Below are 25,928 nucleotides of genomic sequence, written 5' to 3' on the forward strand. Positions count from 1 at the left end.
GCTCGGTTGTAAGCAATCGGGCAGAAGCGGTCAGCAAACGTCTCTTATTCACTCCAGCCACTTTTATGAAGTCGAGACGCCAGCGCTATCCATTTCTTTTCCTTGTTGAGGCGATGATATGGAACAGGAACAAAAGACGACAGACGCCTGAGCCACATCGTTATAGGACGTAATATTTGCAGGCGGCCTCTTTCCCTTACATTCCCAACATGCACTTATCATTTATGAATCGATTCTTCATCCTGACAGGTTTAGTGTCAACCCAATAACCGCCGCGCTCTTTTTCTAAAATATTAAGTTGTCTTTTCCAACAATAACTTTCAACAACAATAGCGTCATCAATAAACGAGTACGAACGATGTGCATAAAAAAAGCCCTTATCGATGGATAAGGGCTTTGATCAAAAGCGATTAAAAGAGCGCTTTAGTGACGGAAAGCTTCGGGATAGACCGTCAGATCAACCCCCCATAGCATCGGTAAAAGGAAGTATACAGCCGCCGTAATCAGGAGCATGGAGATAATATTCAGGCCGAAACCGTTACGTACCATTTCGGTGATCTTGATTTTGCCGGTTGCGAAGATAATTGCGTTGGGCGGCGTCCCCACCGGCAACATAAAGGCACAGTTGGCCGCCATGGCAGCAGGTACCATCAAAGCAAACGGGTGAATATTTAGCGCCAGCGCCAGCGATGCCAGTACCGGTAAAATCATGGTTGCCGTTGCTGTATTGGAGGTAATTTCCGTAAGAAACAGCACTATACCGGTCGCCAGCAGAATGACCAGAATGAAATTCATTCCCTGGAGCACGCTCATCTGGTTGCCAATCCAGCCAGCCAGACCTGAAGACCCGAATCCTGCCGCAATGGCCAAGCCGCCTCCAAATAGCAGTAAAATACCCCACGGTACGTCCCGCGCGATATCCCAGTTGAGCAGACAGCCGCCTTTGTTTTTGGAGGGAAGCAGGAACAGTAATATCGCAGCACTGATCGCTATCATGGCATCACTGATGCCTGGAATATTAATAATCTGGCCTTGCCATAAGAAAGAGCGCGTAATCCAGAAAAACGCTGCAAAAATGAACACCCCCAGAACGGCCTTCTCTTCAAATGAGATCTTGCCTAGCGCATCCTTTTCTTTCTTGATGAGCTCCTTACCGCCGGGAAGGTTACGAAAACTAATCGGATAAATCAGATAGGTAAGCATCAACCAACCCAACACCAGCAGCACGATAACCACCGGGAAGGCAAACATTAACCAGCTGGCAAAGGAGATTTCAACACCAAAAAGCTGATTCACGACCGCAGCTAAAATGATGTTCGGCGGTGTACCAATCAACGTGCCTAACCCACCAATAGTGCCGCCGTAACCTACACCAAAAATTAGCGCTTTACTGAACTTGTCAATTTCCTTGCTATCAACCTCGCCCCCGTTTTTACCCAGTTCCTGGCTCACCTGGTAGACGATCGCGGTGCCGATCGGCAGCATCATCATGACCGCGGCGGTATTCGACACCCACATGGAAAGAAACCCAGTGGCAGCCATAAAGCCAAACACGATACTGTTAATACTGGTGCCCAACACGGAAATAATCGTCAGTGCAATACGCTTGTGCAGGTCCCACTTTTCCATGGCCAGTGCGATCATAAACCCGCCCAGGAAAAGAAAAATAATAGGATTTCCATAAGCAGCCGTGACCGTACTTCCATCCAATGCGCCCGTAATAGGCAGCAATATAATGGGTAATAACGACGTTGCCGGGATAGGGATAGCCTCAGTAATCCACCAAACAGCGACCCACAACGTAGTTGCCAAGACCATGCGGCCTTCAAAACTTAAATCAGCAGGATGAAAAAACAGCGCAACCAAAGCAAACAGCAGCGGCCCAAGTACAAGCCCTACTGTTTGGGGCTTATTGTAGGCAGGTGGGCGTGGAGATGGCCCGCTGCCTTGGGACTGACCACTACCGGATGCGGCGGAAGGACGTGAGGTGCTGGGAGCATGCGTTGAGGGTAACGCACACATCAGCAGTTTCTTGGCTTGATCGTGGGAATACCATAGCTGGTCCCACACGGTCATCATGGCAACTCTGCGCATTATAAAAACACCGCCGTCAGGTGAGCAAAAAAGTAGATTGATAGTGAGCAACTTACCCAGACTGAGAAGGGCTCAACGATTTCGTGGCGCCCTTTATTCACTGCAATAGGACATTAGTCCAGTAAATCACTCATAATTACAACCAAAGTCTAACAACGTTAGTCGTATAGCCTGAAACAGCAGGCACCTTGGTTATTGCCAAAAATGTCTATCGCTGTGTGCTGTCAGTCGCAAATCTGGAAAAAACATCTGATTTTCAAGCGTCACCCATCAACACAGGCTTTGCCTTGGTGACATATTGATGGCAAAAAAATTAACTTTTTGTATAGCTTTTATTAAGTCGTTTTTTACCTGTCGTGGTCTATGCTGAAACCTGAAGCGGTCTTTCAGGAACGATACTTTAAAAATGTAGTGAAATGGCCCAAGGGTACGGGCTTTGGATTAGCGGGGATCAGGGGTTACTAACTGCAACGCTCAAAGAGTCAAGATGATACGCCAACATCTTTCAATGGAGCAAAACCATTCAGTCGTGACAACCTTGAAAAATACCTTACATAACATATATATATGCATTAAAAACCAAGAAGCAGAAATGATAAAACTTGCTTCACTGGCTTTTTTATCGGGCTGCGTAGTCACATTGATCGCTACGTTACCTCTGTAATAGCGATAGGGGAAAGCAGCGAAATCCCTCTACTCATCGTAGCGGATTTTTTATTGGGCGAAAGCATAAGATCGAGAAGAGGCAATAATTCCTTTAGGGGTTTGCTTCTGAAGAAAACCTATATTACTCTTGAAGAGTACAATTTACGTACAAATAAACTCAGCATTCACAAGGAGTAGTGGCATGCAACATATCCATCTAGCAGAGATTTCCCAAGCAGGTCTTCAACTTGCTATTCAAGAAATCAAGGATGAAATGTTCGACACCCCAGAATGCGATTACACCATCGCTAAGCTGCTCTGCCACTGTAGCCAGTTTGAAACAGCAGAGCGTCAGCTAGACGAAATGCTTTTGAAATGGGGTTCCTCCCCCGACGTGATTGAGCTAACTGACAAAGGCTATGCCATGATAGCCAATGCCGTTGCTGCGGTTTCTAGCAAGACACCTCGTCAGGCAATAGTCGCTGCCTAATTATTTACTTATCAAGGTACTGCTTTTCAGCACTACCCTTGCCTCTTTTATTCGGCGGCAAGGGTAGTATTCGTTTAATCGGTCAGTCTTACCCTCTGCGTATCTCCGTTCATTAAAACATCGTCTCTCAGCACATCCTCCTCCCAGCTTTTTGCACTTACTGGGCTGACATACAAAGCAATACCAGTGTTGCCAAGCGCAGTGATTACTCTCCTTAATACCCCACTCGAAGAAACTTACTCGCGAAAAGCCCGCAGGATAGCGGCAGGTGATAGAATGCTGCCCCTTTCCGGAGGCGTCTACGTATGCCCATTCCTATTCGACTACCAGAGTGACGCGCGATGATTGCAACCGCCACTGGCTTCTTCCGCCCGCTTTTACAGCTGGGCCTTATCCCGCAGATTTTAATTGGCATCGTGGCAGGTACGCTGCTCGCAATCTTTGCACCCGCGATTGCCGGTGATGTAGCGCTACTGGGTCAGCTGTTCATTGCCGCCCTTCAAGCCGTTGCGCCTATTTTAGTTTTTGTTCTGGTGGCAGCCGCTATTTCCGCGCATAGGCAGGGGCAACCTACGCATATTCGTTCGGTGCTGGTGCTGTATATCGTCGGTACGCTGATAGCGGCACTGATTGCGGTAGCCGCGAGCTTTTTGTTTCCCACTGAGTTGTCTCTTAACGCAGAACAGGTAAGTGGTAACCCGCCCGGAAATATTTTTCAGATACTGCAAAACCTACTGCTGAATGCGGTCGCTAACCCTGTTACTGCGCTGATGGAAGGTAATTTTATTGCTATTCTTGCCTGGGCCGTCGGTTTGGGTTTAATGCTGCGCCAAGCCAGCGAAACCACCCGCCTTGCCCTTAGCGATCTTTCTGACGCCGTTTCACGGATTGTGGCGCTGGTTATTCGCATTGCTCCATTGGGTATCTTTGGCCTGGTGGCCGGTACGCTGGCCGAGTCAGGTATCGAAGCGCTGCTTAATTATGCTCAGCTATTAACCGTTATTGTGGGCTGCATGCTGTTTGTCGCGCTGGTGAGCAACCCACTGCTGGTGTACATCGCCACTCGTCAAAACCCTTACCCACTGGTCTTTGCCTGCCTGCGTGGCAGCGCGATCACCGCCTTCTTCACGCGTAGCTCTGCTGCCAACATTCCGATTAACCTTGAGCTTTGCCGCCGCCTGAAGCTAGACCCCGACACCTACTCCATCTCTATTCCGCTGGGTGCCACCATCAACATGTGTGGCGCGGCCATCACTATCACTGTCATTACGCTGGCCACGACACATACCTTAGGCATCAACGTCGATTTCCCCACCGCGCTACTGCTATGCATCGTATCCGCACTGGCGGCTTGCGGTGTTTCAGGCGTGGCGGGCGGCTCGCTAATGTTGATCCCGATGGCCGCTAACCTGTTTGGCATCCCTACCGAAGTGGCTATGCAGGCGGTTGCGATTGGCTTTGTGATCAGCGTGGTGCAGGACTCCACAGAGACGGCGCTTAACTCCTCAACCGACGTACTGTTTACCGCGGCTGCTTGCCGAGCTAAAGAGGCAAAGACCAGCGCCTAAATTTAGAGCGTTCAGCCTTCTCTTAACAGCCACGCTCCCGCTGTTAAGAGAAGGCCAATAAATACGAACGGCCCGTTTTGGATCATGACTTCAAAACGGGCCGTTTTGGTATTTGGCTTCTTGCGGTTAGCATCACCCACCACTCGCTCAAGCGGCGAAGCGCTTTATAACGCTCAGGTTGACAAACAAGTGTTCTTTATATAGAACGTTCTATATAAAGAACAACGAGACACTCTTCATGGATAAGCTTTCACTTAATACGTTGGGCCAGCATTTACAGTCGCTGCGTCAGCAACAAGGCCTTTCGCTTTCTCAGTTGGCGAACGCCGCCGGTATGGCTAAATCCAATTTGTGTCGGCTTGAACAAGGCAACGGCAACCCAACGCTGGATACCATCTGGCGGCTGGCCGTTCAGCTCAACATTCCCTTTGGCACTCTGGTAGCGCCGATTACCGTTCCGCTAGGCGAAAACGGCGTGCAGGTACGCCTCATTGACCAAGGCAAAGACTCCCCCCAAGTGGATGCCTACTGGATGCGCTGCACACCCAACACGCTGCGCCTGGCTGAAGCGCATACGCCAGGCACCCAAGAATCACTTACCCTTATTAGCGGCTGGCTGGAAGCTGGGCCGGAAGGTAACACCACGCAGCTTACCCCCGGTGAAACCCTGACCTTCCCTGCCGACCAGCCGCACATTTATCGTACCCATGCGGCAGAAGCCACCATGGTTCTGACCATCACCTATGGTGAAAAAGGTGATACACCATGAGCCAAGTATTAACTCACTCAGCGCTAAAAGGCGCGCGAGAAGCCATTCCGCTACTGGGCGGCTATATACCGGTCTCACTCTCCTTCGGCCTGGTGGCGACACAAGCGGGATTCACCACATGGGAGGCCGCCGCTATTTCACTGTTGATCTACGCCGGAGCTTCGCAGTTTCTCTTTGTTGGTATGATCGCGGCGGGTTCGCCGCTTTGGCTGGTTGTCGCCATGACGCTATTGATCAACGTACGCCATGTGGTTTATGGCCCTAACTTGGCCGCATTATTGCCTCAGAGCCGTCACTGGCCCTGGCTTATGCACGGCCTTACTGATCAGGTGTTTGCTTTAGCCTTAACGCGGCTTCCTCACTTGGATAAACCGGAGCGCTTCGGCTGGTTTTTGGGAGCATCGCTCCTCGCTTGGGGCGCCTGGATAATAGGGACTATCGTAGGGGCGACGGCAGGAGAGGCGTTCACCGCTCGCTGGCCTCTGCTGGGTGAGATTATGCCTTTCGCCCTGCCCGCGCTGTTTTTAACCATGGTAGCACCGCGATTTACCGACAAACGCTGGTCGCTCGCACTCAGCGGGGCCATATTATCCGCACTCTTTTTTACGCTATATGGCTGGGCCAACGTCGCCATCCCGCTTGCGGCTGCTTGCGGCGCGCTCTGCTTCTATATGGTCAAGCTTGAATCCAGCAAAGGTGCGTTATGAGTACAGGACTTTGGTTAGCGGTTATTGCCTCGGCATTGGGTACGCTACTCATACGCGTCGTCCCTTTTCTGTGGATGCAGCGCCGTTTAGGCAGTGATAGCGGTATCAACAACATGCCTCAGTGGCTGGGTATTTTAGGGCCGCTAATGATTGCAGCGGTGCTGGGCGTTTCTATTGTACCGGTTAACCCAAGTACGATTTCCTGGACCGCAACCGCGATTGGACTACTGGTTACCCTACTGGTATGGCTGCGCGTGCGTTCACTGGGTTGGCCGGTGGCAGCAGGCGTCGGCATGTTTGGGCTGGTGCAAGTAGGCGCCTCCATGCTTTAACAAATGTACCAACACGTTAGTTGCTGAATGACTCAGCAACTGACGTTAACCACTCGCCAGCAGCAACCTACCAGCTATATTTCAGGCTACCCACCACGCTGCGTGAGGCACCGTAATAGCAGTAAAAGTCACACCCACTGACATACTCTTCGTCAGTAAGGTTGTTGACGTTGACTTGGGCAGTCCAGCTGTCGTTAATGCGATAGCTCGCCATGGCATCATAGAGCGTTGTAGAAGGGACATTCTGCTCAATAGTGCTATCCGCGCTGGGTACTGTTTCCCCTATATAACGCACTCCAGCCCCTACCGAAAGCCCAGCCAGGGTGCGGCTCATATCGTAATCCAACCACGCCGACGCCATGTGCCTTGGCACCAAAGGAACGCGCTCATCCTGCAGTGCATCGCTCACATCATAGCGGGCATCGGTATAGGTATAGGCCGCAATCAGTTTTAGCTCATCTGTTAAATAGCCCACGCCTTCGATCTCTACCCCCTGCGAGCGGCGCTTACCTACCTGCTCCTGAACAGGCGCACTGGTCGAGATCAGGGTGTTATTTTCTTCAACATCAAAGGCGGCAATCGTGAGGTAACCATCGACTTCCAGCGGGGCAATTTTAACCCCAGCCTCAAACTGGCGGCCCTCTAATGGCTCGTAACTAGCGCCGTCTGGACCAATACCCGCCACCGGGGTGAACGACTCGCTATAGCTCACATAGGGGGAAACTCCGTTTTCGCCCAGGTACATCGCACCGGCCGTAACAGAGAGGTGTTCGTCATCGTACCCTTCGCTGGAGCTGCCCGTGGTATCGCTAAAATCGTCGCTGCTATCGACATTATCGTAGCGCGCCCCGGCAAGCAGAACCCATTGGTCTGCTATGCGCAGTTGATTTTGAACATAGAGCCCCACCTGGCGGCGATCGACATTATGCTCGGTTGGGTCGCCAGTATCAGGCGCCGTAAACGCCGAGTAATCGGGGTTATATAGATCCACCGTATCGATATTTGTAAAGAAGCTAGAGCCATCGCCCAAGGTGCGGAAGCTGTCACGGTTGGTGTAATTTAAATTCAGCTCTTGATAACCCGCGCCGACCAATAACGTATTCTCTGTGTTCTCAGTATAAGTACGCGCGATGAGTCGGTTATCAATATTAAACGCATCGTACTGGCCGTCCCGGTCAATAATCCCACGGGAAATACTGCGTGGCGGTGTCACATACGAATTGGGGTAAACGTTACGCAGTTCCAAATCCAAATGGGTATAGCGGGCATTCTGCTGGAACTCCCAGGTATCGTTTATCTGGTGCTCCAACTCATAGCCAATCGCAATCTGGCGCTGATCTAACCGATCATAATCCGGTTGACCAAAATTGGTCGCTGGGTCAATTTTCCCAAACGGAGAGTCTTCAAGGGTACCCAGTGCCGGAAAAAACCCAGTGGTAGGCACGCCTTGGTCTTTCTGAACGCTAGCAAGAAAGGTGACGGTGGTATCATCGCTAACATCGACCGCCAGGCTAGGCGCAAAGTAATAGCGCTCTTTTTCACTCCCGTTGAGCTCGCCCTCGCCATCGCGATAGAGACCCACTAGGCGATAGCGCACGTCATCGCGCTGCCCCACCGGGCCAGACACATCCACCCCTACCTGGCGATGATCATGGTTACCGGCTTCAACCTGCAGCGTTCCTTGCGGTTCACGGGTAGGCCGTTTACTAATCCCGTTGATCATACCGCCAGGGGGCGCCTCGCCATAGAGAATTGACGCAGGCCCTTTCAAAAGATCAACACGTTCAAAGCCAAAGGGCTCACTCATCCACCAGAAATAGCCTCCTGTGCGGAAGAGCCTTAAACCATCCTGGTAAGTAGCGCCTTCCGCACTAAACCCACGCAGGAAAAACCAGTCGGCATTGTTGTCATTACCGTAAGGCTGAGACACAACACCGGAGCGGTACTGGAAGGTCTCGTCATACTTATTGACGCCTCGACCCTCAAGCTCCTCCGCACTAACAGTTGAAATAGCGCGAGGCGTTTCTACATCTGGCGTATCCACCTTCAGTGCGGTCGCCGTCACTACGGTGGTCCCCATGTTCACGGCCTCTTCCTGCGCCAGTGCAGCAAAAGGCACAACACACAACGTACCCCCTAACGACACAGCCAATGCACGGCGAATAGCGACAGACAACGGTGTAGCGGAAAAAGGCGAACGACGCATGTTAAACAGACCTCACTGACAGGCAGAACGGAGGGGAAGAGGAGCCCGTGTTTTTATAGTAAGCAAACAGAGGAAGGCGAATGATACGGATTATTATTCACAACTACAACAATCACACGATGTCAAGTTTTCTTAGCCACAACGCCATTTGCAGACTCGCCGCCGTCTTTCCTAAGGAGTCTTGTGCTCTTTCGCACTTCTTTTCAAAATTGACTAGCAGTGAAATAAGTTGGCGAGGCTTACTTATTCGCCTGCTAGCAAGAAAACGCTTTGGGAAGGTGCCAGATTAGCTATCTGGAACCTTCCTTTAGGTCTAGCAGGCTACCTGAGTCGTGCTCACACATGTTTCAACTATTGTTGATCGTCAACGCAAAACAGCCGGCTACTTTCGAACTAACAGCGAAGCACATCGCAAAGATGGGTAACTTTCAAAGGACGCGGAGAGACATATGGGAAGGAAGATTGATTTTGAGCTATGGGACTTAAAATCACTTGCCAGAAGCAAGCAAAAATTAGAAATGGTGGGCCCAGTAGGACTTGAACCTACGACCAAGGGATTATGAGTCCCCTGCTCTGACCAACTGAGCTATAGGCCCGAAAAGCGTGCATATAATAGCGAATGTGGCGGGGCGAGGCTACCCCTACGCACGTATCTTCGTGCGGGAATGGCACTTTTTTCGGGATTGCGGGTCTTGAAGTGGAGTTCTTTATGCGGAGACGCGCCTTGAAAGCTTTGATTGCTCTTTTCCCGTTGCTGCTAACGGCGCCTGTTCAGGCCGATTGGCAGCTCGATCCTGGTGAGTCGCATGTAGAGGCCGCGATTACCCAGCTCAACGGGGCGACGCCTCAAACGCATCATCATCAGGTGCGTAATTTAGAAGGTGATATTTCGCCCGATGGCACGCTGCGCCTGCCACTCAAATTGAGCCAGACCGATCTGCTTTCGCGCTTTAATGATCTACCGCCGTGGGTCGCGCTGCTGTCGAATACCACCCTGGTCACGCTGGTTGGGCAGATGTCTCCGGAGCGGCTGGATGCATTGGATATTAATGAGTCGCTGGTCGAGACCATTACCTTTCGCGTACAAAACGAAATGGTGAACCGGGAGGAGTCGGTGCCCTTGCGCTTTACCCGCGAAGGCTTGAATCAAGTGAGGGTGACTCACGCAGAGCCAATGACGCTGGATGGCAAGGCGTTAATGGCAAACACCACGGTCCGTACCCTGCTATCCATGCTTGGCTATCAACAGATTGACGATAACGTGCCCATTACGCTGAATGCCTTGCTGATTAACCGTTAAGCCTTTAGCGAATAATCTTTTTAAGCGGGCTCGGTAGCCCGGCGCACATTCGCCAGTAACGGGCTACCGGTCGCCGGGTCGGAAAGTAACGTGCAGTCGACCTGATACAGCTTGCGCACCAGCTCTGGCGTGACCACATTCGCAGGCGCGCCCTGATCAACAATTTTCCCATCACACATGGCGATCAAGTGGTCCGCGTAGCGGCAAGCGCTGGCTAAATCATGCAGTACCATCACCACAGTGCGACCATGCCCAGCCAAGTGGCGCACCAGTTCAAACACTTCGATCTGGTGGCCTAAATCAAGCGCGGAAGTCGGCTCATCCAGCAGTAAAAGCGGCGTTTGCTGAGCGATGGTCATAGCGATCCACGCACGCTGGCGTTGCCCACCCGAAAGCGCGTCAATGGGGCGATCCGCTAAATCCTCAAGCCCTGCCGCTAAAAGCGCGTGTTGTACCACCCGCTGGTCTTCGGCTGACCATTGCCGCAACCAACCCTGATGCGGCTGACGCCCAAAGCGAATCAGTTCCGTTACCGTTAGCCCCTCTGGGGCGATAGCTTCCTGGGGCAGCAGCGCCAACTGCGTGGCGAGTTGGCGAGACGGTAAGCGTTGAATATCTTCACCGTTGAGCAACACGCTACCTTCATCGGGCTTATGCAAACGCGCCAGGCCCGCAAGTAGTGTCGATTTACCACATCCGTTAGGCCCTACAATAGCTGTCACTTTGGCACTGGGCAGTGTCACCTCCAGGCCATCGATCACCCGCCGCGTGCCATAACCCATGCTTAATGCGTGAGTGGCTAGTGTGGGCGGGGTTCGAAAATCGTTCATGCGTGACTCCGTTTCGGGCGCATCAAAATCCATAAAAGCCAAGGGCCGCCGATGATGGCGGTGACAATACCAACCGGCAGTTCGATTGGGGACAGTAGCGTTCGTCCCGCAAGGTCCGCTAACACCATCACGAGCGCACCTGCCAGCGTAGCCGCGACTACCGGCACATGGCGCGGAGTGGAAAGTGCACGGGCAATTTCAGGGCCGATTAGCCCCACCATGCCTACGGGCCCCGCCACCGCAACGGCCAAGGCCGTTAAAGCAACCGATAGCAGTAATATTTGGATACGGCGCACGGTGGTGTTGATGCCCAAACCGCTGGCCGTAGCGTCGGAAAACCGTAACACTGTGAGTGAGCGTGCCAGCACCAGCGCAGCAACAAAGCCCAGCGCTAAGCCAATTCCCAGCAGTTGGACTGAGCCGCCGGAACGGGCATTGAGGGAACCGACAGTCCAGGGATAAGCAGCATTGGCTGTATCGATAGCCACGCGCGCCAACATCAGTTGCGTGATGGCCCCAAAGATGGCTCCTACCCCAATCCCCGCAACGATAAACCGGTACCCTTGCGTGCCGCTGCCAGCAGCAAGCCCAAAGGTAATCACGGCAGCCGTGGCGGCGCCGGTCAAGGCCATCGCGGAAGGCGCCAGTGATACGCTCATCCCCACAACGGAGGCCACCGCAAAGGCAGTGGCACCGTTATCAATACCAATAATACCGGGCGTGGCCAAGCGATTACGTGCCAGCGTTTGCATCAAAATACCCGCCAGCGCAAAGGCGCCTCCGGTCAAACAGGCGGCCACAAGCCGTGGCAAGCGTAACTCCTGCACCATAAAACCGGTCATCATATCGCCCTGCCCAGCCAGCGCTTGTACTACATCACGCGGGTCCAGGGTGACGGTGCCAAGGCTAAGGTAGGCAATGCAGGCAAGCAACAGTACAACCGCCAACCCACTGTTAACCCAAACGGCTCGCTGCTCAAGCAGAATACTGTAGCCATCGCCTCGGTGCTCGCCCCAGCGCCAGTATCCCGCTGGCGGCTCTACCGGCTCTTTTTCATAATGCGCCATGCCCATACCGGGTGTTCTCGCAACCACAGCCGTGGCGCCCTGTTTTTTGAATTCAGCTTTTAACCAGCGAGGCGTCATAACAAACTCATAACATGGGTAAACGGCGGGCGCGTACAACAGCAATAAGCACAGGCGCTCCGCACAATGCCGTAAGAACACCCAGCGGTAGTTCAGAGGGAGCGACCACCAAGCGGGAAATAATATCGGCCGAGACGACGATTAACGGGCCAATCGGTAAACAAAACCATAGGGTGCGTCGGATATCCGGCCCGGCAAACGCGCGAGCAACAAAAGGCACTACCAGCCCGACAAAAATAATAGGCCCGGCAATGGCCGTTGCGGCCCCGACTAAAAGCGCTACGCAAAGTACGACCAATGCACGAATCAGTTGGGGACGATGCCCTAGCCCCGATGCCATCCGCTCCCCGAGCGCTAATGCGGATAAAGGGCGCGCAATCAACACAACCAAAAGCGTGCAAAAGGCGATAGAAGGCAATACGGCTATTAGATCTTCCAGACGACGGCCCGCCAAACTGCCAATCACCCAGAAGCGCACTTCGTCAGCAGAGCGCTGGTCAAACAGCAGCAGTAGCGCGGTCATCGCCCCCAGCAACGCCGAGAAAGCAGCACCGGCCAGCACCAGGCGCACTGGGTCATTACCCACGCCGCGCCAACGCGCTACGCCCAATACGCAGAGGCAGCCTATCAATGCACCCAACTGCGCAACGGAAATACGCAGGGTTGCCGCACTTGAACCCAGCACTAGCGCCAACGCAACAGCAAACGCCGCTCCCGCACTGACGCCCAGCAACCCCGGTTCCGCTAGCGGGTTACGCGCAACGGCTTGCAAGAGCGCACCTGAAACCCCCAGTGCCATCCCCACCACAATGCCAATCAAGGTGCGTGGTGCGCGCAGCTCCCATACCACAAAATGCGCGTCACTGTCTTCGCTACCCAACAGCATAGAGAGCGCTTGTAATGGCGAAACGCTACCAGCCCCCACCAACAAACTAACGACGCTCACCGCCACTAGGGCGGTGAGCAGGCTTAACAGCAGCGTTCGTTGTTCAAAGCGCTGCGTTAGCGAACTTACTGTCATGTTCGTTCCTTCACAGGCGTACCTTGATAGAAAGGACGCTTAAGGCAAGAGCGATTGTTCGATATCATTCAGGATGGCCTGGGCAGCCAGCGGCCCTGAGGCGCTGCTCCATACCTGGCCATTCACAGGCACAACGTGTTCTTGTTGCACAACATTCAAACGGGTGAAGGCATTACTCTGTTCGGCAGCATCCAACGCTTGCTGGCCATCTTCATTTAGTGTGGCAAGAAATAGCCAGTCGCTGTCAATCAATGAGAGGTTTTCAAGGCTTAATACATCGCTATGGGCACTGCCCTCACTGACCAGGCCTTCGTCTTCCACTATCAGCCCTGTCGAAGCAAGTACGCCGGTTGAAAACAGCTCAGAGGACATGACCATGGGGCCAGCAGGCATCCACCGCACCAGGTAAGCGGTGCCGCCGACATTGGCATCACTCAAACGTTCGTTAAGCTCTGCGGCACGCTGCTCCACATTTTCAAGCGCCTCGTTAATTTCTGCTTTTTTACCCAGCGCCTGGCCAAACAGCTGCGTTTCTGCTTTCCAGCTGTCGCGAGAAAAACCGCTTGTTTTGGGCACGATCGTGGGGGCAATACGTGACAGTAACTGGTACTGCTCTTCAGCAAGCTGAGGGGCTGCAAGGATCAGGTCCGGTTGTAAACGAAGCACAGCTTCGATATTGAGTTCACGGGTAACACCGACCATTTCCAGCGTGCTTACATCGGTGTGTTCACCAATATAAGCAGCGACATCGTTGCTGCCACGCGAAGCAATGGCGCCTATCGGGGTGACACCAGCGGCCAACGATGCGTCTAACGCGCCTTCATAAAGCGTTACTACACGCTGCGGCGCATCAGGCACTTCAATTTCTCCAAAAGCAGTATCCAGCTCTCGGGCTTGTGCATTGGTAATCAAGCTACTCAATAGCACACCGGCCAAGCCAAGACGCAGTACCGAACGCAGCATAGTGAACCTCTATTCTTAGACCATTCGTTCGAATAGTAACGATTCTCAAAAACATTTGCATCTATATTAAATAGAACCCAGCGTTCCATTTTACGCAACACAAAGAAAACCGCTTGTGTAATCCCCCTGCCCCTAAACCGGGCCTCCCTGTGTTTCGATTTTAGCAACGTATTGTTCCATGACATTGACTCGCGCATGGGAACTTTTCTTTTTAGAATTCCACCCTCATTTGATAATAAATATCATTACCGAATCATTAACCAAGGGAATCGCTATGCCACGCTTTACTCGGAATGCTTTAGCCAGCGCTGTTGCTCTTGGGCTTACCGCTGGCGCGGCCAATGCTCAGGAAAATACCCAGCTTAATAACATGGTGGTGACCGCTTCCGGGTATGAGCAAACGCTAAATAGTGCCCCTGCGAGTATCTCTGTGGTAACGCGGGAAGAGTTGGAACAGAATCAGTTTTCCAACATTGCCGAGGCAATCAAGGATATACCAGGCGTCGATATTCGCTCCGGCACCGGCAAAACAGGCGGTTACAACATCTCCATACGTGGCATGCCAAGTGCTTATACGCTCATCCTGATTGATGGACGCCGCCAAAATGCCTCAGGCGATGTAACGCCGAATGGCTTTGGTGAGACCTCAACCAGCTTTATGCCGCCCCTTTCAGCGATTGAGCGTATTGAAGTTATCCGTGGCCCAATGTCCACTCTTTACGGGTCGGACGCCATGGGCGGGGTTATCAATATAATTACTCGTCGCGTTAGTACTGAATGGGCAGGCTCAGTAACGCTTGAGAACACCTTTCAGCAAGATCGTGATGCGGGCAACAACTCAGCAATTAATCTCTACACCTCAGGCCCGCTGGTTGAAGATACACTCGGCCTGCAGTTGCGTGGGCGCTTGTTTGACCGCGATAGCTCTGAGCGCATGGTAGAAAACAGTGTGGGGCGTGACCCACGTCCTTCCGAAGCGCGCATCTACTCAATTGGCGGGCGCTTAAACCTAACGCCCGATGATACCAACGAATTTTGGCTGGATGCCGAACGCTCCCGCCAGGTGTACGACAACTCAGATTGTCGCTTGGGCAGCCTGGATGGCTTAAAGCGTGATGACTGTTCCACACCCCAACCGGGTAAGTTTTTCGGCTACTCAGATGAGCTGCGCTTTAACCGCGACCAAATTGCCGTAGGGCATACCGGCCACTACGCCGCAGGCACCCTTGAGAGTAGCGTTACGCATAATTTTACGGAGACACTTGGGCGTACGCTGCCTGCCGGAAACGCACCTGACTATGGCTATATAGCTCAAGGAGGCGAACCACGCCTTCTGGAAAATCGTGACACTGTGGTCGACAGCAAATTCATTGCACCGCTGGATGACCACATGGTGACCGTAGGCGTTCAGTATATTGATGCCGAGCTTAAAGAAGGCACTGCAGGCAACGAGAAATTTTCTCAGTCAAGCTGGTCATTTTTTGCCGAAGATGAGTGGCTGCTAACCGATGACTTAGCGCTAACCCTGGGCGGTCGCTATGAAAACCATGATGCGTTCGGTGGTCACTTTAGCCCGCGCGGTTACTTAGTGTGGAATACCACTGACCAGTTAACCCTTAAAGGGGGTATTAGCCAAGGGTACAAAACGCCCACGCTGAACCAGTTACACGATGGCGTTAATGGCTTTACCAATCAAGGTCAATCAATCAGCCTCGGCTCGCCAGACCTCGGGCCCGAGAAAAGTACCAACTATGAAGTGGGTGCGATCTACGACAACCTTAGCGGCTTCTCTGCCGGGGCAACTGTCTTTTATACCCAGTTTCGCGACCGTATCGCTGATGGCGACAGCCTGCCCAACTGCCAGTATATTGACGATAATGGCAATCAGCCTTACGCCAATGCCGCTAACTGCTTAAGTGTAGGGAACTTCACTCAGCAAACCAGCTTTGACCAATCAATCAATATTGATCGTGCGGAAACCCGTGGTATTGAGCTAAGCAGCAGCTACCAAATAGCCCCGGCCTGGGCGATCAGCGGTGGCTATACCTACACTGACACCGAAATCACTTCCGGTGAGAATGAAGGTCAACCGCTTACCAATGCACCCAAGCATAAGTTGACCACTGATCTTAACTGGGCAATTAATGATCGCTGGAGCACCACCCTTGAAGGAGAGTACTACTCCTCACGGGAGCGTTTTAGCGGCAATGTAACCGGCTCGTCCGCCGCACTTGTTGACCAATTAGGTAATAATCTGAACGGCTACACACTGTTCAATCTGAAAAGCTCTTATTTGTTCTCCGATAACATTCGTCTAACGGGCGCCATTTACAATCTGTTCGACAAGGATTTCTCAGGTCACGATACCTACGAGTATGAAGGGGATACCTATATCGCCTATCACTATACTCAGACAGGTCGTTCCACCGACGGCGTCGCCCTGGATGGCCGTAATTTCTGGGTCTCAGCCACCTACGAGTTCTAATCGCCTCCTACTTGAACGGCTCTGCTTGCTGTTTCAATGCTCTCTTTACGCCTCGGCTTTGCCGGGGCTTTTTTTATAGCGCTCTCTTATATAACCGCTATAAAAAAAGCGACCACTTAAAAATGGCCGCTTGGTTAATGTGCTTTAGAAGAATTAAAAATCCACGCTCAAGCCTAACCATACCCGACGGCCATCTTCCACATAGCCATACTCATCGTAAGTAATCGTTTCATCCAGCAGGTTATAGATACCGGCATTAAGCTGCGTATTGGCATTCAGTTGATAGCCAAGACCTGTATCTACAAAGGTGTAAGAAGGCGCGATAGTGGAGCTTGAGGAAGGCCCGGTGACCGGCTGGCTCTCCTTACCCCGGTAGGTTGCTCTGGTCCACTGGCTTAACCGAGCAGACACCTGCCAATCAAGCGATGCTGAAATTTGATGGCGGGGCAGTTGCGTCAGCGGGCTACCGGCGTACTCACCACTCTTCTGTTCGGAGTCGGTGAACGTGTAGCTTCCGGTTAAATCAAGCGATTCGTTAAGCGGTGCGGCCATGCTGATTTCCACCCCACGCGTTATCGCTTCATCAACGTTAATGCGGTACGTCGGGTCACTGCCAAAGTCGTTGGCGCCTGCATCACAAATTGAAACAGGGCATGCAATGCGGGTGATCTTGTCGTCAAAGTCGTTATGGAAAACCGTCAAGCTTCCATTAAATCCATTTTCATTTCCATAATAAAGCGCCAGCTCTTTGTTGAGCGAGGTTTCCGGTTTTAAATTCGGATTGCCATATACGTTGCCCCCGCGGCTGACCTGCCCCCAGCCGGGCGCCGTCTCGCGGATATTGGGCGAGCGATACCCGGTAGACACGCCCCCTTTCAGTGTCCAGTCCGGCGTCATGTTCCAGACACTGTAAAGTCGTGGGCTTATATGACTGCTGTATTTATCCGACTCATCAAGGCGTATACCGCCTGTTAGCGACCAGCTATCGGTCAACATCCATTCGTCTTCAACAAACACAGCCCACTGGCGTTGATCAAGCGTGGTAAGGTCGGAAATCTGGTTGGTAGTGCCATCCTCCAGCTTCTCCTCCTCGTAGCTGGCCCCCACCGTCACCATGTGCGTGCCAAGCGGAATGACGCCACTGGCCTTGGCTGTCGTGTTGGTAATTTCGATATCCCGCGAGTCGTTGCGGCTATTTTCGCGCTGAACGAACGTTTCGCTGGTACCCCAATCAAAACGACCGCTATGGGTCACCGCCATATGCCGATTGGTAAATTTGTTGAGGCTGTCAGAGCAGCCGCCACGGCAACCTTCAGAAGGCGCAGAACGCCCCATCAACGCTTGGCGTAATACCCGCCTCGGCGGTAACGTCGTGGTTGTCGCTGGCCGCCAAACTTAAACGCGCGGTCAGGCTCTGCAGGCTTTTATCCTCATAGCCATTGATGATGTTGTCTTCATCACGCTGGGAGGCTTGACCATAGAGTTGAAGCCCTAGGGTATCGCCCACCAGCGGCCCACTTAGGTAGAAGTTACCTTGACGGCTATCGCCAGAAGAGCTGCTTTCCTGCAGCACGGTATCGATCTGAAGGTTGCCATGCCACTGCTGGGCTACCTTGCGAGTGATCACGTTGATGACCCCACCAATAGCGTCTGATCCATATAGAGTCGACATGGGCCCACGCACGATTTCAATACGTTCAATGGCTTGTAGGGGCGGCAGCCAATCCTGTTCGAAACCAGCGCTACCGTTCGGACGCGTTTCTCGAGAATTCTGCGGACGACCATCTACCAAAACCAGCGTGTACTGGGCAGGCATACCGCGAATGGAAATGTCGTGCCCGCCATCCCCCCCTCCGCCTCCGGTTACCGTTACCCCCGGAACATCGCGCAGCGCGTCCGTAATATTTTGGTAATGGCCTCGCTCCAGCTGCTCGCGAGATAATACGCTAATGGAAGCGGGAGCGTCCTTTATCTGCTGTTCGAAGCCCGAAGCGGTCACCACCATATTGCTTAATGTCTCAGGCTGCTGGGCCAGCGCGGAGCTTGTTGCCAGCGAGGTAACCGCTGTTGTAAGTAACGTTAGACGAAATGAGCTTGGCATGTGCTTCCCTTGTCAAAACATAAACAAAAATGATAAGCATTGTCATTAACATGTTACCTATAAAGTTTCTTCAAGGGGCGGTACGGCGTGTTCGGTAATACGAAACATAAATGCCAATTATTTTCATTCCACCTTTAAAGTGGCACAATAGACGCTTCTTAATTGACCTGTGGCGCGACCATGTATGACTTTGACGAACTGGCTGCTTTCGCGGATGTAATGGCGACAGGTAGCGTGACACGCAGTGCGCAAAAGCTGGGGTTAGCAAAATCAACACTGAGTCGTCGTATCAGCCAGTTGGAAGCGCGGCTTAATCAGCCATTACTGCGGCGCCAGGCCAATCGTTTAATTCCTACCGAGGCTGGCCTGCTATTTCATACTTACTGTACTGAATTGCTCTCAATGGCAAGCCACAGCCAGGAAGCCTTGGCCGAGCTGCGCGAAGAAATCAGTGGCAAAGTCACTCTGGAAATCCATGGGGCCTTGGCGCGAAGCTGGATGGCCCCTGTGGTCAATGCTTTTTTAAACAGTTACCCAAAAGTAGAGCTAGAGCTTCGAACCCGCGAAACGCCGCCCACAAAAATGCACAGCAATAGCGTGCATGTATGGTTGGGCTTTACCAATGAATGCGGGCTTAACCAGGAGTGTCTGGGCCATTTAACCCGCGGGTTATATGCCAGCCCACGCTACCTGGCCGAAAACGGGTCGCCAACCCATCCTGATGAGTTACCCCAGTACGCCTGGATCAACTTGCTCAACACGGCATCCAACGGGCTAACGCTTCATCACGACAAGCACGGTGATTATCTTTTCGACCCGCCACGCTCGCGCCTGCGCGTCGATTTGACCGCGCTGCATATCGACGCCATTGCTGGTCACCAAGGAATAGGTCTACTGCCCCACTGGTTAGTTAAACGGCGTGAAGAACATCACCCTGGCGAGCTGGTCCCTTGCCTGGTAGGCTGGGAACCTACGCCGTTACCCATTAACTTGCTCTACGCTTACGGCCACCAACCCCGGCGAACCAACGCATTGCTTGATTTTTTGCGCCAGCACGTTCCCGTGCAGTGGCAGCGCTCAGCAGTAAACGCTTAACGAATTTTGCGTATTCGCCTTGCCTATTAGCAGGCTCATTAACGACAATAGGCAACCCGCGATTGCCAAGGACCGTTAATGCTTGCCGAACTGTTTGCTGTTATGGCCCCCGTACTGGCCGGTGCGGGGTTAGGTTTTTTGTGGATTCGGCTAGGACACCCTTATCCTGTCGATTTTGTTACTCGACTAGTTTTCAACATCGGTACGCCCTCGCTGGTGTTGGCCTCGCTTGCGGGTGCCGACATAGATGCCGACACCTTTGGTCGCACCATGCTGGCGACTGCGCTGGTGATCATCACCATGGGGCTAGCGACCTTTGCTGTTGCCAAACTGCTGCGCCGTGACTGGCGCGTTCTGCTGTCTCCCATGATGTACCCCAATACCGGCAACATGGGGCTACCGGTGGTTCTTTATGCATTTGGTAGCGCTGGTTTTGCTTATGGCATCACGGTGATGGTGACGGTCTCGCTGTTCCAGTTCACCCTGGGCTCTGTTCTCAACAGCCAGGGCAACCCGCTAAAAACGCTCGTTAAGACCCCGACGGTATATGCCATTTTAATTTCCATGGTGCTACTACTAACCAATACCTCACTGCCGCCTTGGCTTGGCAACACCGTGGGCCTTATGTCCGGTTTTACCGTACCGTTGATGCTGATCACCTTGGGTGTTTCCTTGGCGAGCATTCAGGTAAAAAGCCTGCGTTCCGGGTTAGGGTTTAGCCTTGTACGCATACCGTTGGCGGCGGTGGCGGCCTGGTTCATCGCAGGCTGGGTAGGGCTTCCGCCGCTGGCGCAAGGCATTCTCGTTTTACAAATGTGCATGCCCGTGGCGGTGTTTAACTATTTGTTTGCCCAGCGTGCCCGGCGTGAGCCAGCCTATGTGGCCAGCCTGGTATTTTGCTCGACCCTGTTAGCACTGATCTACCTACCGATACTGTTAGCACTCCTAATGCCTTCTCTTGGTGGGGAATGAGCCCAATAGGAAAAGTCCCTGCTAGACTGATGAAAGCCTTATTGCAAGGTTCGCCCCGCTGAGGTTCCCCTTGGGCTCATCACTACAGGAGAATGCGCTATGCATGTGGAACAAAACGCCTGGCCGGTTAATTCATGGCTATCAACCGTTTTGGGCGGACTGCTGCTAACAAGTGCATTGGGTACGGCGCACGCTGACGTTGTCCATGAATCTATCGAAACCGAGCACCTAGCCGTTGCCATTGAGCGGGTAGCCTCGGGGTTTGAACACCCTTGGGCGGTGGCATTTCTTCCGGATGGCCGCTTCCTGGTGAGCGAGCGCAACGGGCGACTAAATCTGGTGGATCCGCGCAGCGGTGAATATCAGGCGCTTGAGGGCATGCCAACGGTCAATCATTATGGCCAGGGAGGCCTGCTTGACGTGGTACTACACCCGGGTTTTGCAGACGGCAGCGGCGAACACGACTGGATTTACGTTACCTGGAGTAAACCCGACGCTAATAACAGCCGTACAGCGCTTTCGCGTGTTTACTGGCAAGATGACCAATTAGGCGATGTAGAGCATTTGTTTGAGCAGGATCGTGCCTCGGCTCCTGGTCGCCATTACGGCTCACGCTTGGCCTGGTTAAACGATGGTACGCTGCTTATGAGCGTTGGCGACCGGGGTTCAGAGCCTTCCAGAGCGCAGGCGCGCGATGACCACGCAGGCTCTACGCTGCGCTTGACCGAAACAGGCGGTGTGCCGGAAGACAACCCGTTTGTGAATGATGCCAGCACCCGAGATGAGATTTACTCGCTGGGTAATCGTAATATTCAAGGCATGACCGTATTGAAAAACGGTGAGCCGTGGGTATCGGAACATGGCCCGCTCACGGGTGATGAGCTGAATCACATCAAGGCCGGTGCTAACTACGGTTGGCCTGAGGTTACGCTCGGCAACGATTACGCTACTCAGCAACCCATGGGCGAAAAGTCGCTGCCAGGCATGGAAGACCCGAATTATGACTTTGAAGGGCGTTTTGCACCATCCGGCTTAGCCGAAGTCAGAGGAAGCACGTTCAACGCTTGGGAAGGCAACCTGCTCGCAGGTGGCTTAAGCAGCGAACAGCTGCTACGCCTCACGCTTAATGGCGATGAAGTTACTGAAAGTGAGCGTATTCTTGATGGTCATATTGGCCGTATTCGTGATGTGCGCCAAGGCCCAGACGGTGCCATTTACTTGCTAACCGATGAGCGCCAAGGCAGCCTTTATCGGCTACTGCCTGCTGAATTGCCTTAAGCTGGCGATTCTTTGATGGCCCTATTTTCATAACTCTATTCATCAACCGCCGTTTCTACTGATAATGCTTTTCACTGATGAAACGCTTAATGCCACCATGGAAGCAGCATGCGACTTCGTAATTTAATTATCATCACCGTCATCGTACCGCTGTTTGTTGTATTGGTGGTGTTCAGCTTAGTGGCCATAAAATCACTGGAAGACAATGTTCGCTCCAAATTGCAAACGGAAGTCGAGATCATTACTCGGGCGCTTAGCACCTCGCTGAGTGGTGCAGTTTCCCGAGACAGCCCAACACCGCTAGAAGAAGCGCTGCAATCGGCATTTTCGTTCCATCGAATTTATGGCGCTTACGTCTTTGACCTTCAGGGGCGCGAAGTTTACGGGCTGGGCTTAGGCAAAGACCTTTTCTCTCCCGAAGAGATCCGCCAGGTGATTGAGCGTGATGACCTTTACAGTAATTATCGCCAGCATGATGGCTGGACCTATTACTCGGCCATCATCCCACTACGCACCCAGGATGGTACCGTTCATGGTGTGCTTCAGGTTAACCGCTTAAATACCGGCATCGAAAATTACACCGGGTTTATAAGCATTGTGGCGGTTCTGGTGTTTGTCATTGGCGCGGCTGGCATCGTCTTTAGCATTTGGTGGGGGTTTAGGCGCTATATCGAACGTCCGCTTAATCGTTTATTGCACGTTATGCTGCTGGTGGAAGACGGTGATCGTAGCCAGCGTGCGACGATAGACGGCCCGGATGAGTATCGTCGGCTTGCTTCAGGCTTAAATGGCATGCTCGACGCCATGGCTGAAAAAGATCACGATATTGAAGAGCGTCAACAGCGTGAAATTGAGCTTGAAAAGCGCCTGCGTAAATCCAAAAAACTGGCAGAACTGGGTGTTCTCGCGGCCGGCGTCGCCCACGAAATTGGCGCCCCCCTTACGGTTATTAACGGCCAGGCCCAGCGGCTAGCTCGCCGAAATGTCATTGGCGATGAGGAACGGGCGAAACTTGTACGCATTCGCGGCGAAGTTGAGCGAATTGTCGAAATAGTTCGTCAACTGATGGAATTAGGCCGACAGCATAATGTCGAAAAAGGCGAGCTGGCGCTAGACCGGTTAATTCAAACTGCCAGCGATTTAGTAGAAGAGGAGCTTGAACCGCGAAATATCCGGTTGGATACCCATCTTCCCTCGCCCACGCCTCATTTACTGGCAAACGAACAGCAAATCGTTCAGGTGCTTACCAATCTACTGCGTAATGCAGCGCAAGCACCTAACGTAAGCCATATTCGCGTACGAGTACGTACGCATAAGCATGAATTAACGCTCTATGTAGAAGACAACGGCCCTGGCATCCCTGCTAGCAACCATCAGCACGTTTTTGACCCATTTTTCACTACCAAACCGGTGGGTCAAGGCAGTGGCTTGGGGCTCTCCATGGTGCACCGTATTATTAATGACCACGGCGGTACGATTGGTGTGTTTGACAGCGCTCTTGGTGGCGCTGGATTTGAAATCACACTTCCACTTAGTGAAACCGCATCCGCTTGAGGACAACATTTGTGACCCATCAGGAACATCCTTTACCTTTGCTGGTAGTGGAAGATGACCCCGCTATCCGAGAGCTTTTAGAAGAAGAGTTGAACGATGCGGGCTATCAAACGCTTGGCGTGCCCAGTGCTGAAGAGGCCATTGCCCTACTAAGCCATACCCCTGTGGCCATGATGATTACCGATGTACGCCTGCCGGGGATGACGGGCATTCAGTTGCTGCAGCAAATTCGTCAAAGTGGCAGCGAATTGGGGATCATCGTTATTACCGCTTTTGGCACTATCGATCAGGCAGTTGAAGCGCTCAAGCTTGGCGCCAACGACTTCCTGACCAAGCCACTTGACCTTGACGCTATCCGTGAGGCGGTCTTTCGGGTGCTGGAGCGCCAGCGTCTGTCGCTTTCACACGATACAGAGCTCAGCCACTTTCATGGCATTGTGGGCAAAAGTAATGTTATGCAGTCGCTGTTTCATGACGCATCGCGGTTGGCTAAAAGTAATGCACCCATTCTTATTTTGGGGGAAAGCGGTACCGGCAAGGAGCTTTTGGCGCGCGCCATTCATCAGGAAAGCCCTCGCCATGAGGCCCCCTTTATACCCGTCAACTGTGCCAGCATACCTGCTGACCTGATGGAAAGTGAGTTTTTCGGCCATGTGAAAGGCGCCTTTACTGGGGCCAATGAAGCGCGCAAAGGACTTTTTCATACCGCTCAAGGTGGCAGCCTGTTTTTAGATGAGATAGGCGAAATGCCGATCAACCTCCAGGCCAAGCTGCTTCGGGCGCTTCAGGAAAAAACCGTGCGCCCGGTCGGCGGCGAGCGCGAAGAAACTGTGGATGTGCGCATCATCGCGGCGACCCACCGCAATCTGGATAAAGAGATTGAGCAGGAGAGTTTTCGTAGCGACTTGTTTTATCGTCTGGAAACCTTTTCACTGCGCATTCCCCCCCTGCGTGAACGGGGCAGTGATATTGAACATCTGATTTTTGCGTTGATTGATAAACATTCGGAAGCGCAAAACAAACAGATTGAGCAAATTGAGCCCGAGGCACTCAACAGCCTGCTGAATTACACTTACCCAGGTAACGTCCGCGAATTGGAAAATGCCATTATGCGAGCGGTAACGCTCAGTGAAGAGGGTCTTTTGCAGCACCAGGACTTACCTGAACGGTTGCGCGAAAATTCGCATACGGAAGCTAGTGCCGAGATCACCCCGACGTTAAGCGGAGAAGTACTGCCTGGTACACAGTTACCGACGCCCTCGCCTACTCGATGGCCTAGCCTGGAGGAAGTGGAAAAGCGCTATATTCGAAAAGTGCTCGAAGCGACTGGAGGCAACAAACGCCGAACAGCGGAGCTTTTGGGTATCGCTCGACGCACACTCTATCGCCGTCTTGAAGATAGCGAAGAGTAGAGCAATAGGACTGGTTCAACGGGACTAGACCAACAGGACTCTGTATGAAAAGGCCAACAACAGTGCCTTGATGCGTGTTTTATCGACATAGCCAGGCGCTTCTACGATGCAAGCGTCTGGCTGCGATAGCGCGGGTACACGGCTAGCGACCCTTAGTAGCATTATACTTCAGCGCAAAAAAAACCCTCGCAGGCGCGAGGGTAAAGATGATAAACCGTGTGGAGCAGCCGCAGGGAACGAACAGCTGAAGCGGCTTATCATCGTAGGGAACGATACGTAGGTATTAGCCGTTAGTTAACTCATCATCATTTTCTTCATCGGCACCTGGCATGGGGTCTGTACCTTCACCAAAACCGGGCTCTTCTTCAACATCCTGGGTGCGCGCCTCATCTTCAGGCTGTATTGACTCTTGCGGGACAATTGCTTCACCGTTATCTGCTGAGCCCATGTCTGCAGGATCAGCTGGATCTGCGGTTTGATCCATCGTGGAGGGCTCTTGGGTCATGGTGGCATCCTGCTCAACGTCAGGTGCTGCACTTTGCTCCATGGTTTCAGGCTGTTGGGCAGGCGGCAATTCTTCTTCATTGTCACCGCAGCCAGCAAGCAAGAGGACACTGGCAGCAGTTGCGATCATGCACAAAGAAAGTAGACGTGGGCGCTTCGCTTTTACATCCGCGTGCTTGTTCATAAAATTCATCTCCTTGAAACCTGCAAAAAACATCCTGAATCACTACTCCAAACCAAGCACACTTCAAGCCAACTCAATGATTTATAAAAAATAACACTTAATATCAACACTTTAAAAACAAAAAAACATTATTGATAATCAACCAAACGTGGACGCAAAATGACACATGTGGCATTTCTGGACCGCGCTTAAAGAGGCGTTGTGACACAACCAGCTCATTTATGTATAATATTTTTTAATAATACACGACCATATACTGTTTTTTTCATTATG

The 25,928-nt window shown here is 52.5% G+C and carries 19 protein-coding genes, 1 tRNA gene and 1 pseudogene; 12 read left to right on the forward strand and 9 right to left on the reverse strand.

Annotated features, from left to right (window positions below; translation table 11 throughout):
• Nucleotides 1-423: 423 nt before the first annotated feature.
• On the reverse strand, nt 424-2,076 hold the full coding sequence (locus ACT3RU_RS11120; RefSeq protein WP_192527481.1) for an SLC13 family permease: 1,653 nt from the start codon (nt 2,074-2,076) through the stop codon (nt 424-426).
• An 865-nt stretch (nt 2,077-2,941) separates the two neighbouring features.
• On the opposite strand from ACT3RU_RS11120, the gene ACT3RU_RS11125 reads away from it, so the two are divergent.
• From ACT3RU_RS11125 to ACT3RU_RS11145, 5 genes are all read left to right on the forward strand, one after another.
• Nucleotides 2,942-3,229 carry a hypothetical protein gene (locus tag ACT3RU_RS11125; RefSeq protein ID WP_192527441.1) on the forward strand — a complete coding sequence of 96 codons (288 nt, stop codon included), beginning with the start codon at nt 2,942-2,944 and terminating at the stop codon, nt 3,227-3,229.
• Nucleotides 3,230-3,570: 341 nt separating this feature from the next.
• The gene (gene sstT / locus ACT3RU_RS11130; RefSeq protein WP_087109807.1) at nt 3,571-4,797 is read left to right on the forward strand and encodes a serine/threonine transporter SstT; all 1,227 of its coding nucleotides are present in this window, start codon (nt 3,571-3,573) and stop codon (nt 4,795-4,797) included.
• A gap of 238 nt (nt 4,798-5,035) precedes the next feature.
• On the forward strand, nt 5,036-5,566 hold the full coding sequence (locus ACT3RU_RS11135) for a helix-turn-helix domain-containing protein (RefSeq protein ID WP_087109809.1): 531 nt from the start codon (nt 5,036-5,038) through the stop codon (nt 5,564-5,566).
• On the forward strand, nt 5,563-6,273 hold the full coding sequence (locus tag ACT3RU_RS11140; protein ID WP_192527440.1) for an AzlC family ABC transporter permease: 711 nt from the start codon (nt 5,563-5,565) through the stop codon (nt 6,271-6,273). The genes ACT3RU_RS11135 and ACT3RU_RS11140 overlap by 4 nt, the downstream gene beginning before the upstream one ends.
• Nucleotides 6,270-6,605 carry an AzlD domain-containing protein gene (locus ACT3RU_RS11145; RefSeq protein WP_192527439.1) on the forward strand — a complete coding sequence of 112 codons (336 nt, stop codon included), beginning with the start codon at nt 6,270-6,272 and terminating at the stop codon, nt 6,603-6,605. The genes ACT3RU_RS11140 and ACT3RU_RS11145 overlap by 4 nt, the downstream gene beginning before the upstream one ends.
• A 67-nt stretch (nt 6,606-6,672) precedes the next feature.
• Here the strand turns inward: ACT3RU_RS11145 and ACT3RU_RS11150 are convergent, their stop codons facing one another.
• On the reverse strand, nt 6,673-8,811 hold the full coding sequence (locus tag ACT3RU_RS11150; protein ID WP_192527438.1) for a TonB-dependent siderophore receptor: 2,139 nt from the start codon (nt 8,809-8,811) through the stop codon (nt 6,673-6,675).
• Between the two features lie 519 nt (nt 8,812-9,330).
• Nucleotides 9,331-9,407, reverse strand: a tRNA-Ile gene (locus ACT3RU_RS11155).
• A gap of 128 nt (nt 9,408-9,535) precedes the next feature.
• Here ACT3RU_RS11155 and ACT3RU_RS11160 point away from each other — a divergent pair.
• On the forward strand, nt 9,536-10,111 hold the full coding sequence (locus ACT3RU_RS11160; RefSeq protein WP_225733793.1) for a hypothetical protein: 576 nt from the start codon (nt 9,536-9,538) through the stop codon (nt 10,109-10,111).
• 20 nt (nt 10,112-10,131) lie between these two features.
• Here ACT3RU_RS11160 and ACT3RU_RS11165 read toward each other — a convergent pair whose 3' ends face one another.
• Genes ACT3RU_RS11165 through ACT3RU_RS11180 form a run of 4 tightly spaced genes read right to left on the reverse strand, consistent with a single transcriptional unit; the run spans nt 10,132 to nt 14,070 of the window.
• Nucleotides 10,132-10,941: an ABC transporter ATP-binding protein gene (locus tag ACT3RU_RS11165; RefSeq protein ID WP_192527436.1), complete on the reverse strand. Its 810-nt coding sequence runs from the start codon at nt 10,939-10,941 to the stop codon at nt 10,132-10,134.
• Nucleotides 10,938-12,086 carry a FecCD family ABC transporter permease gene (locus ACT3RU_RS11170; protein WP_192527435.1) on the reverse strand — a complete coding sequence of 383 codons (1,149 nt, stop codon included), beginning with the start codon at nt 12,084-12,086 and terminating at the stop codon, nt 10,938-10,940. Before ACT3RU_RS11170 ends, ACT3RU_RS11165 begins: the two co-directional genes overlap by 4 nt.
• A 7-nt stretch (nt 12,087-12,093) precedes the next feature.
• Nucleotides 12,094-13,107 (reverse strand): FecCD family ABC transporter permease, encoded by a 1,014-nt coding sequence (locus ACT3RU_RS11175; protein WP_192527434.1) that lies wholly within the window; start codon nt 13,105-13,107, stop codon nt 12,094-12,096.
• A 39-nt stretch (nt 13,108-13,146) separates the two neighbouring features.
• On the reverse strand, nt 13,147-14,070 hold the full coding sequence (locus ACT3RU_RS11180; RefSeq protein WP_192527433.1) for an ABC transporter substrate-binding protein: 924 nt from the start codon (nt 14,068-14,070) through the stop codon (nt 13,147-13,149).
• A 274-nt stretch (nt 14,071-14,344) separates the two neighbouring features.
• On the opposite strand from ACT3RU_RS11180, the gene ACT3RU_RS11185 reads away from it, so the two are divergent.
• A complete protein-coding gene (locus ACT3RU_RS11185) occupies nt 14,345-16,555 on the forward strand; it encodes a TonB-dependent receptor domain-containing protein (RefSeq protein ID WP_192527432.1) in 2,211 nt (736 codons plus the stop codon).
• Nucleotides 16,556-16,708: 153 nt separating this feature from the next.
• Here ACT3RU_RS11185 and ACT3RU_RS11190 read toward each other — a convergent pair.
• Nucleotides 16,709-18,656: pseudogene (locus ACT3RU_RS11190) on the reverse strand (ligand-gated channel protein).
• A 180-nt stretch (nt 18,657-18,836) separates the two neighbouring features.
• On the opposite strand from ACT3RU_RS11190, the gene ACT3RU_RS11195 reads away from it, so the two are divergent.
• From ACT3RU_RS11195 to ACT3RU_RS11215, 5 genes are all read left to right on the forward strand, one after another.
• Nucleotides 18,837-19,751, forward strand: coding sequence for a LysR family transcriptional regulator (locus tag ACT3RU_RS11195; protein WP_192527431.1), 915 nt, complete (start codon nt 18,837-18,839; stop codon nt 19,749-19,751).
• A gap of 78 nt (nt 19,752-19,829) precedes the next feature.
• Nucleotides 19,830-20,723 carry an AEC family transporter gene (locus tag ACT3RU_RS11200; protein ID WP_087105317.1) on the forward strand — a complete coding sequence of 298 codons (894 nt, stop codon included), beginning with the start codon at nt 19,830-19,832 and terminating at the stop codon, nt 20,721-20,723.
• 99 nt (nt 20,724-20,822) lie between these two features.
• Complete coding sequence (locus ACT3RU_RS11205) at nt 20,823-22,001, forward strand: PQQ-dependent sugar dehydrogenase (RefSeq protein ID WP_192527430.1); 1,179 nt, start codon at nt 20,823-20,825, stop codon at nt 21,999-22,001.
• A gap of 108 nt (nt 22,002-22,109) precedes the next feature.
• Nucleotides 22,110-23,555, forward strand: coding sequence for a sensor histidine kinase (locus ACT3RU_RS11210; RefSeq protein ID WP_087105319.1), 1,446 nt, complete (start codon nt 22,110-22,112; stop codon nt 23,553-23,555).
• A gap of 11 nt (nt 23,556-23,566) precedes the next feature.
• Nucleotides 23,567-24,967, forward strand: coding sequence for a sigma-54-dependent transcriptional regulator (locus ACT3RU_RS11215; RefSeq protein WP_087105320.1), 1,401 nt, complete (start codon nt 23,567-23,569; stop codon nt 24,965-24,967).
• Nucleotides 24,968-25,250: 283 nt separating this feature from the next.
• On the opposite strand, the gene ACT3RU_RS11220 is transcribed toward ACT3RU_RS11215, so the two are convergent.
• Nucleotides 25,251-25,655, reverse strand: coding sequence for a hypothetical protein (locus ACT3RU_RS11220; RefSeq protein WP_192527428.1), 405 nt, complete (start codon nt 25,653-25,655; stop codon nt 25,251-25,253).
• Nucleotides 25,656-25,928 lie beyond the last annotated feature (273 nt).

It is taken from the genome of Halomonas sp. TP35 (assembly GCF_052375975.1).
Taxonomy (GTDB): domain Bacteria; phylum Pseudomonadota; class Gammaproteobacteria; order Pseudomonadales; family Halomonadaceae; genus Vreelandella; species Vreelandella citrativorans.

Bases quoted from the DNA above. Each gene is read 5' to 3' on its own strand.
- ACT3RU_RS11120 (WP_192527481.1), bottom strand. From the start codon at position 2,076: ATGACCGTGTGGGACCAGCTATGGTATTCCCACGATCAAGCCAAGAAA.
- ACT3RU_RS11125 (WP_192527441.1), top strand. From the start codon at position 2,942: ATGCAACATATCCATCTAGCAGAGATTTCCCAAGCAGGTCTTCAACTT.
- sstT (WP_087109807.1), top strand. From the start codon at position 3,571: ATGATTGCAACCGCCACTGGCTTCTTCCGCCCGCTTTTACAGCTGGGC.
- ACT3RU_RS11135 (WP_087109809.1), top strand. From the start codon at position 5,036: ATGGATAAGCTTTCACTTAATACGTTGGGCCAGCATTTACAGTCGCTG.
- ACT3RU_RS11140 (WP_192527440.1), top strand. From the start codon at position 5,563: ATGAGCCAAGTATTAACTCACTCAGCGCTAAAAGGCGCGCGAGAAGCC.
- ACT3RU_RS11145 (WP_192527439.1), top strand. From the start codon at position 6,270: ATGAGTACAGGACTTTGGTTAGCGGTTATTGCCTCGGCATTGGGTACG.
- ACT3RU_RS11150 (WP_192527438.1), bottom strand. From the start codon at position 8,811: ATGCGTCGTTCGCCTTTTTCCGCTACACCGTTGTCTGTCGCTATTCGC.
- ACT3RU_RS11165 (WP_192527436.1), bottom strand. From the start codon at position 10,941: ATGAACGATTTTCGAACCCCGCCCACACTAGCCACTCACGCATTAAGC.
- ACT3RU_RS11170 (WP_192527435.1), bottom strand. From the start codon at position 12,086: ATGACGCCTCGCTGGTTAAAAGCTGAATTCAAAAAACAGGGCGCCACG.
- ACT3RU_RS11175 (WP_192527434.1), bottom strand. From the start codon at position 13,107: ATGACAGTAAGTTCGCTAACGCAGCGCTTTGAACAACGAACGCTGCTG.
- ACT3RU_RS11180 (WP_192527433.1), bottom strand. From the start codon at position 14,070: ATGCTGCGTTCGGTACTGCGTCTTGGCTTGGCCGGTGTGCTATTGAGT.
- ACT3RU_RS11185 (WP_192527432.1), top strand. From the start codon at position 14,345: ATGCCACGCTTTACTCGGAATGCTTTAGCCAGCGCTGTTGCTCTTGGG.
- ACT3RU_RS11195 (WP_192527431.1), top strand. From the start codon at position 18,837: ATGTATGACTTTGACGAACTGGCTGCTTTCGCGGATGTAATGGCGACA.
- ACT3RU_RS11200 (WP_087105317.1), top strand. From the start codon at position 19,830: ATGCTTGCCGAACTGTTTGCTGTTATGGCCCCCGTACTGGCCGGTGCG.
- ACT3RU_RS11205 (WP_192527430.1), top strand. From the start codon at position 20,823: ATGCATGTGGAACAAAACGCCTGGCCGGTTAATTCATGGCTATCAACC.
- ACT3RU_RS11210 (WP_087105319.1), top strand. From the start codon at position 22,110: ATGCGACTTCGTAATTTAATTATCATCACCGTCATCGTACCGCTGTTT.
- ACT3RU_RS11220 (WP_192527428.1), bottom strand. From the start codon at position 25,655: ATGAACAAGCACGCGGATGTAAAAGCGAAGCGCCCACGTCTACTTTCT.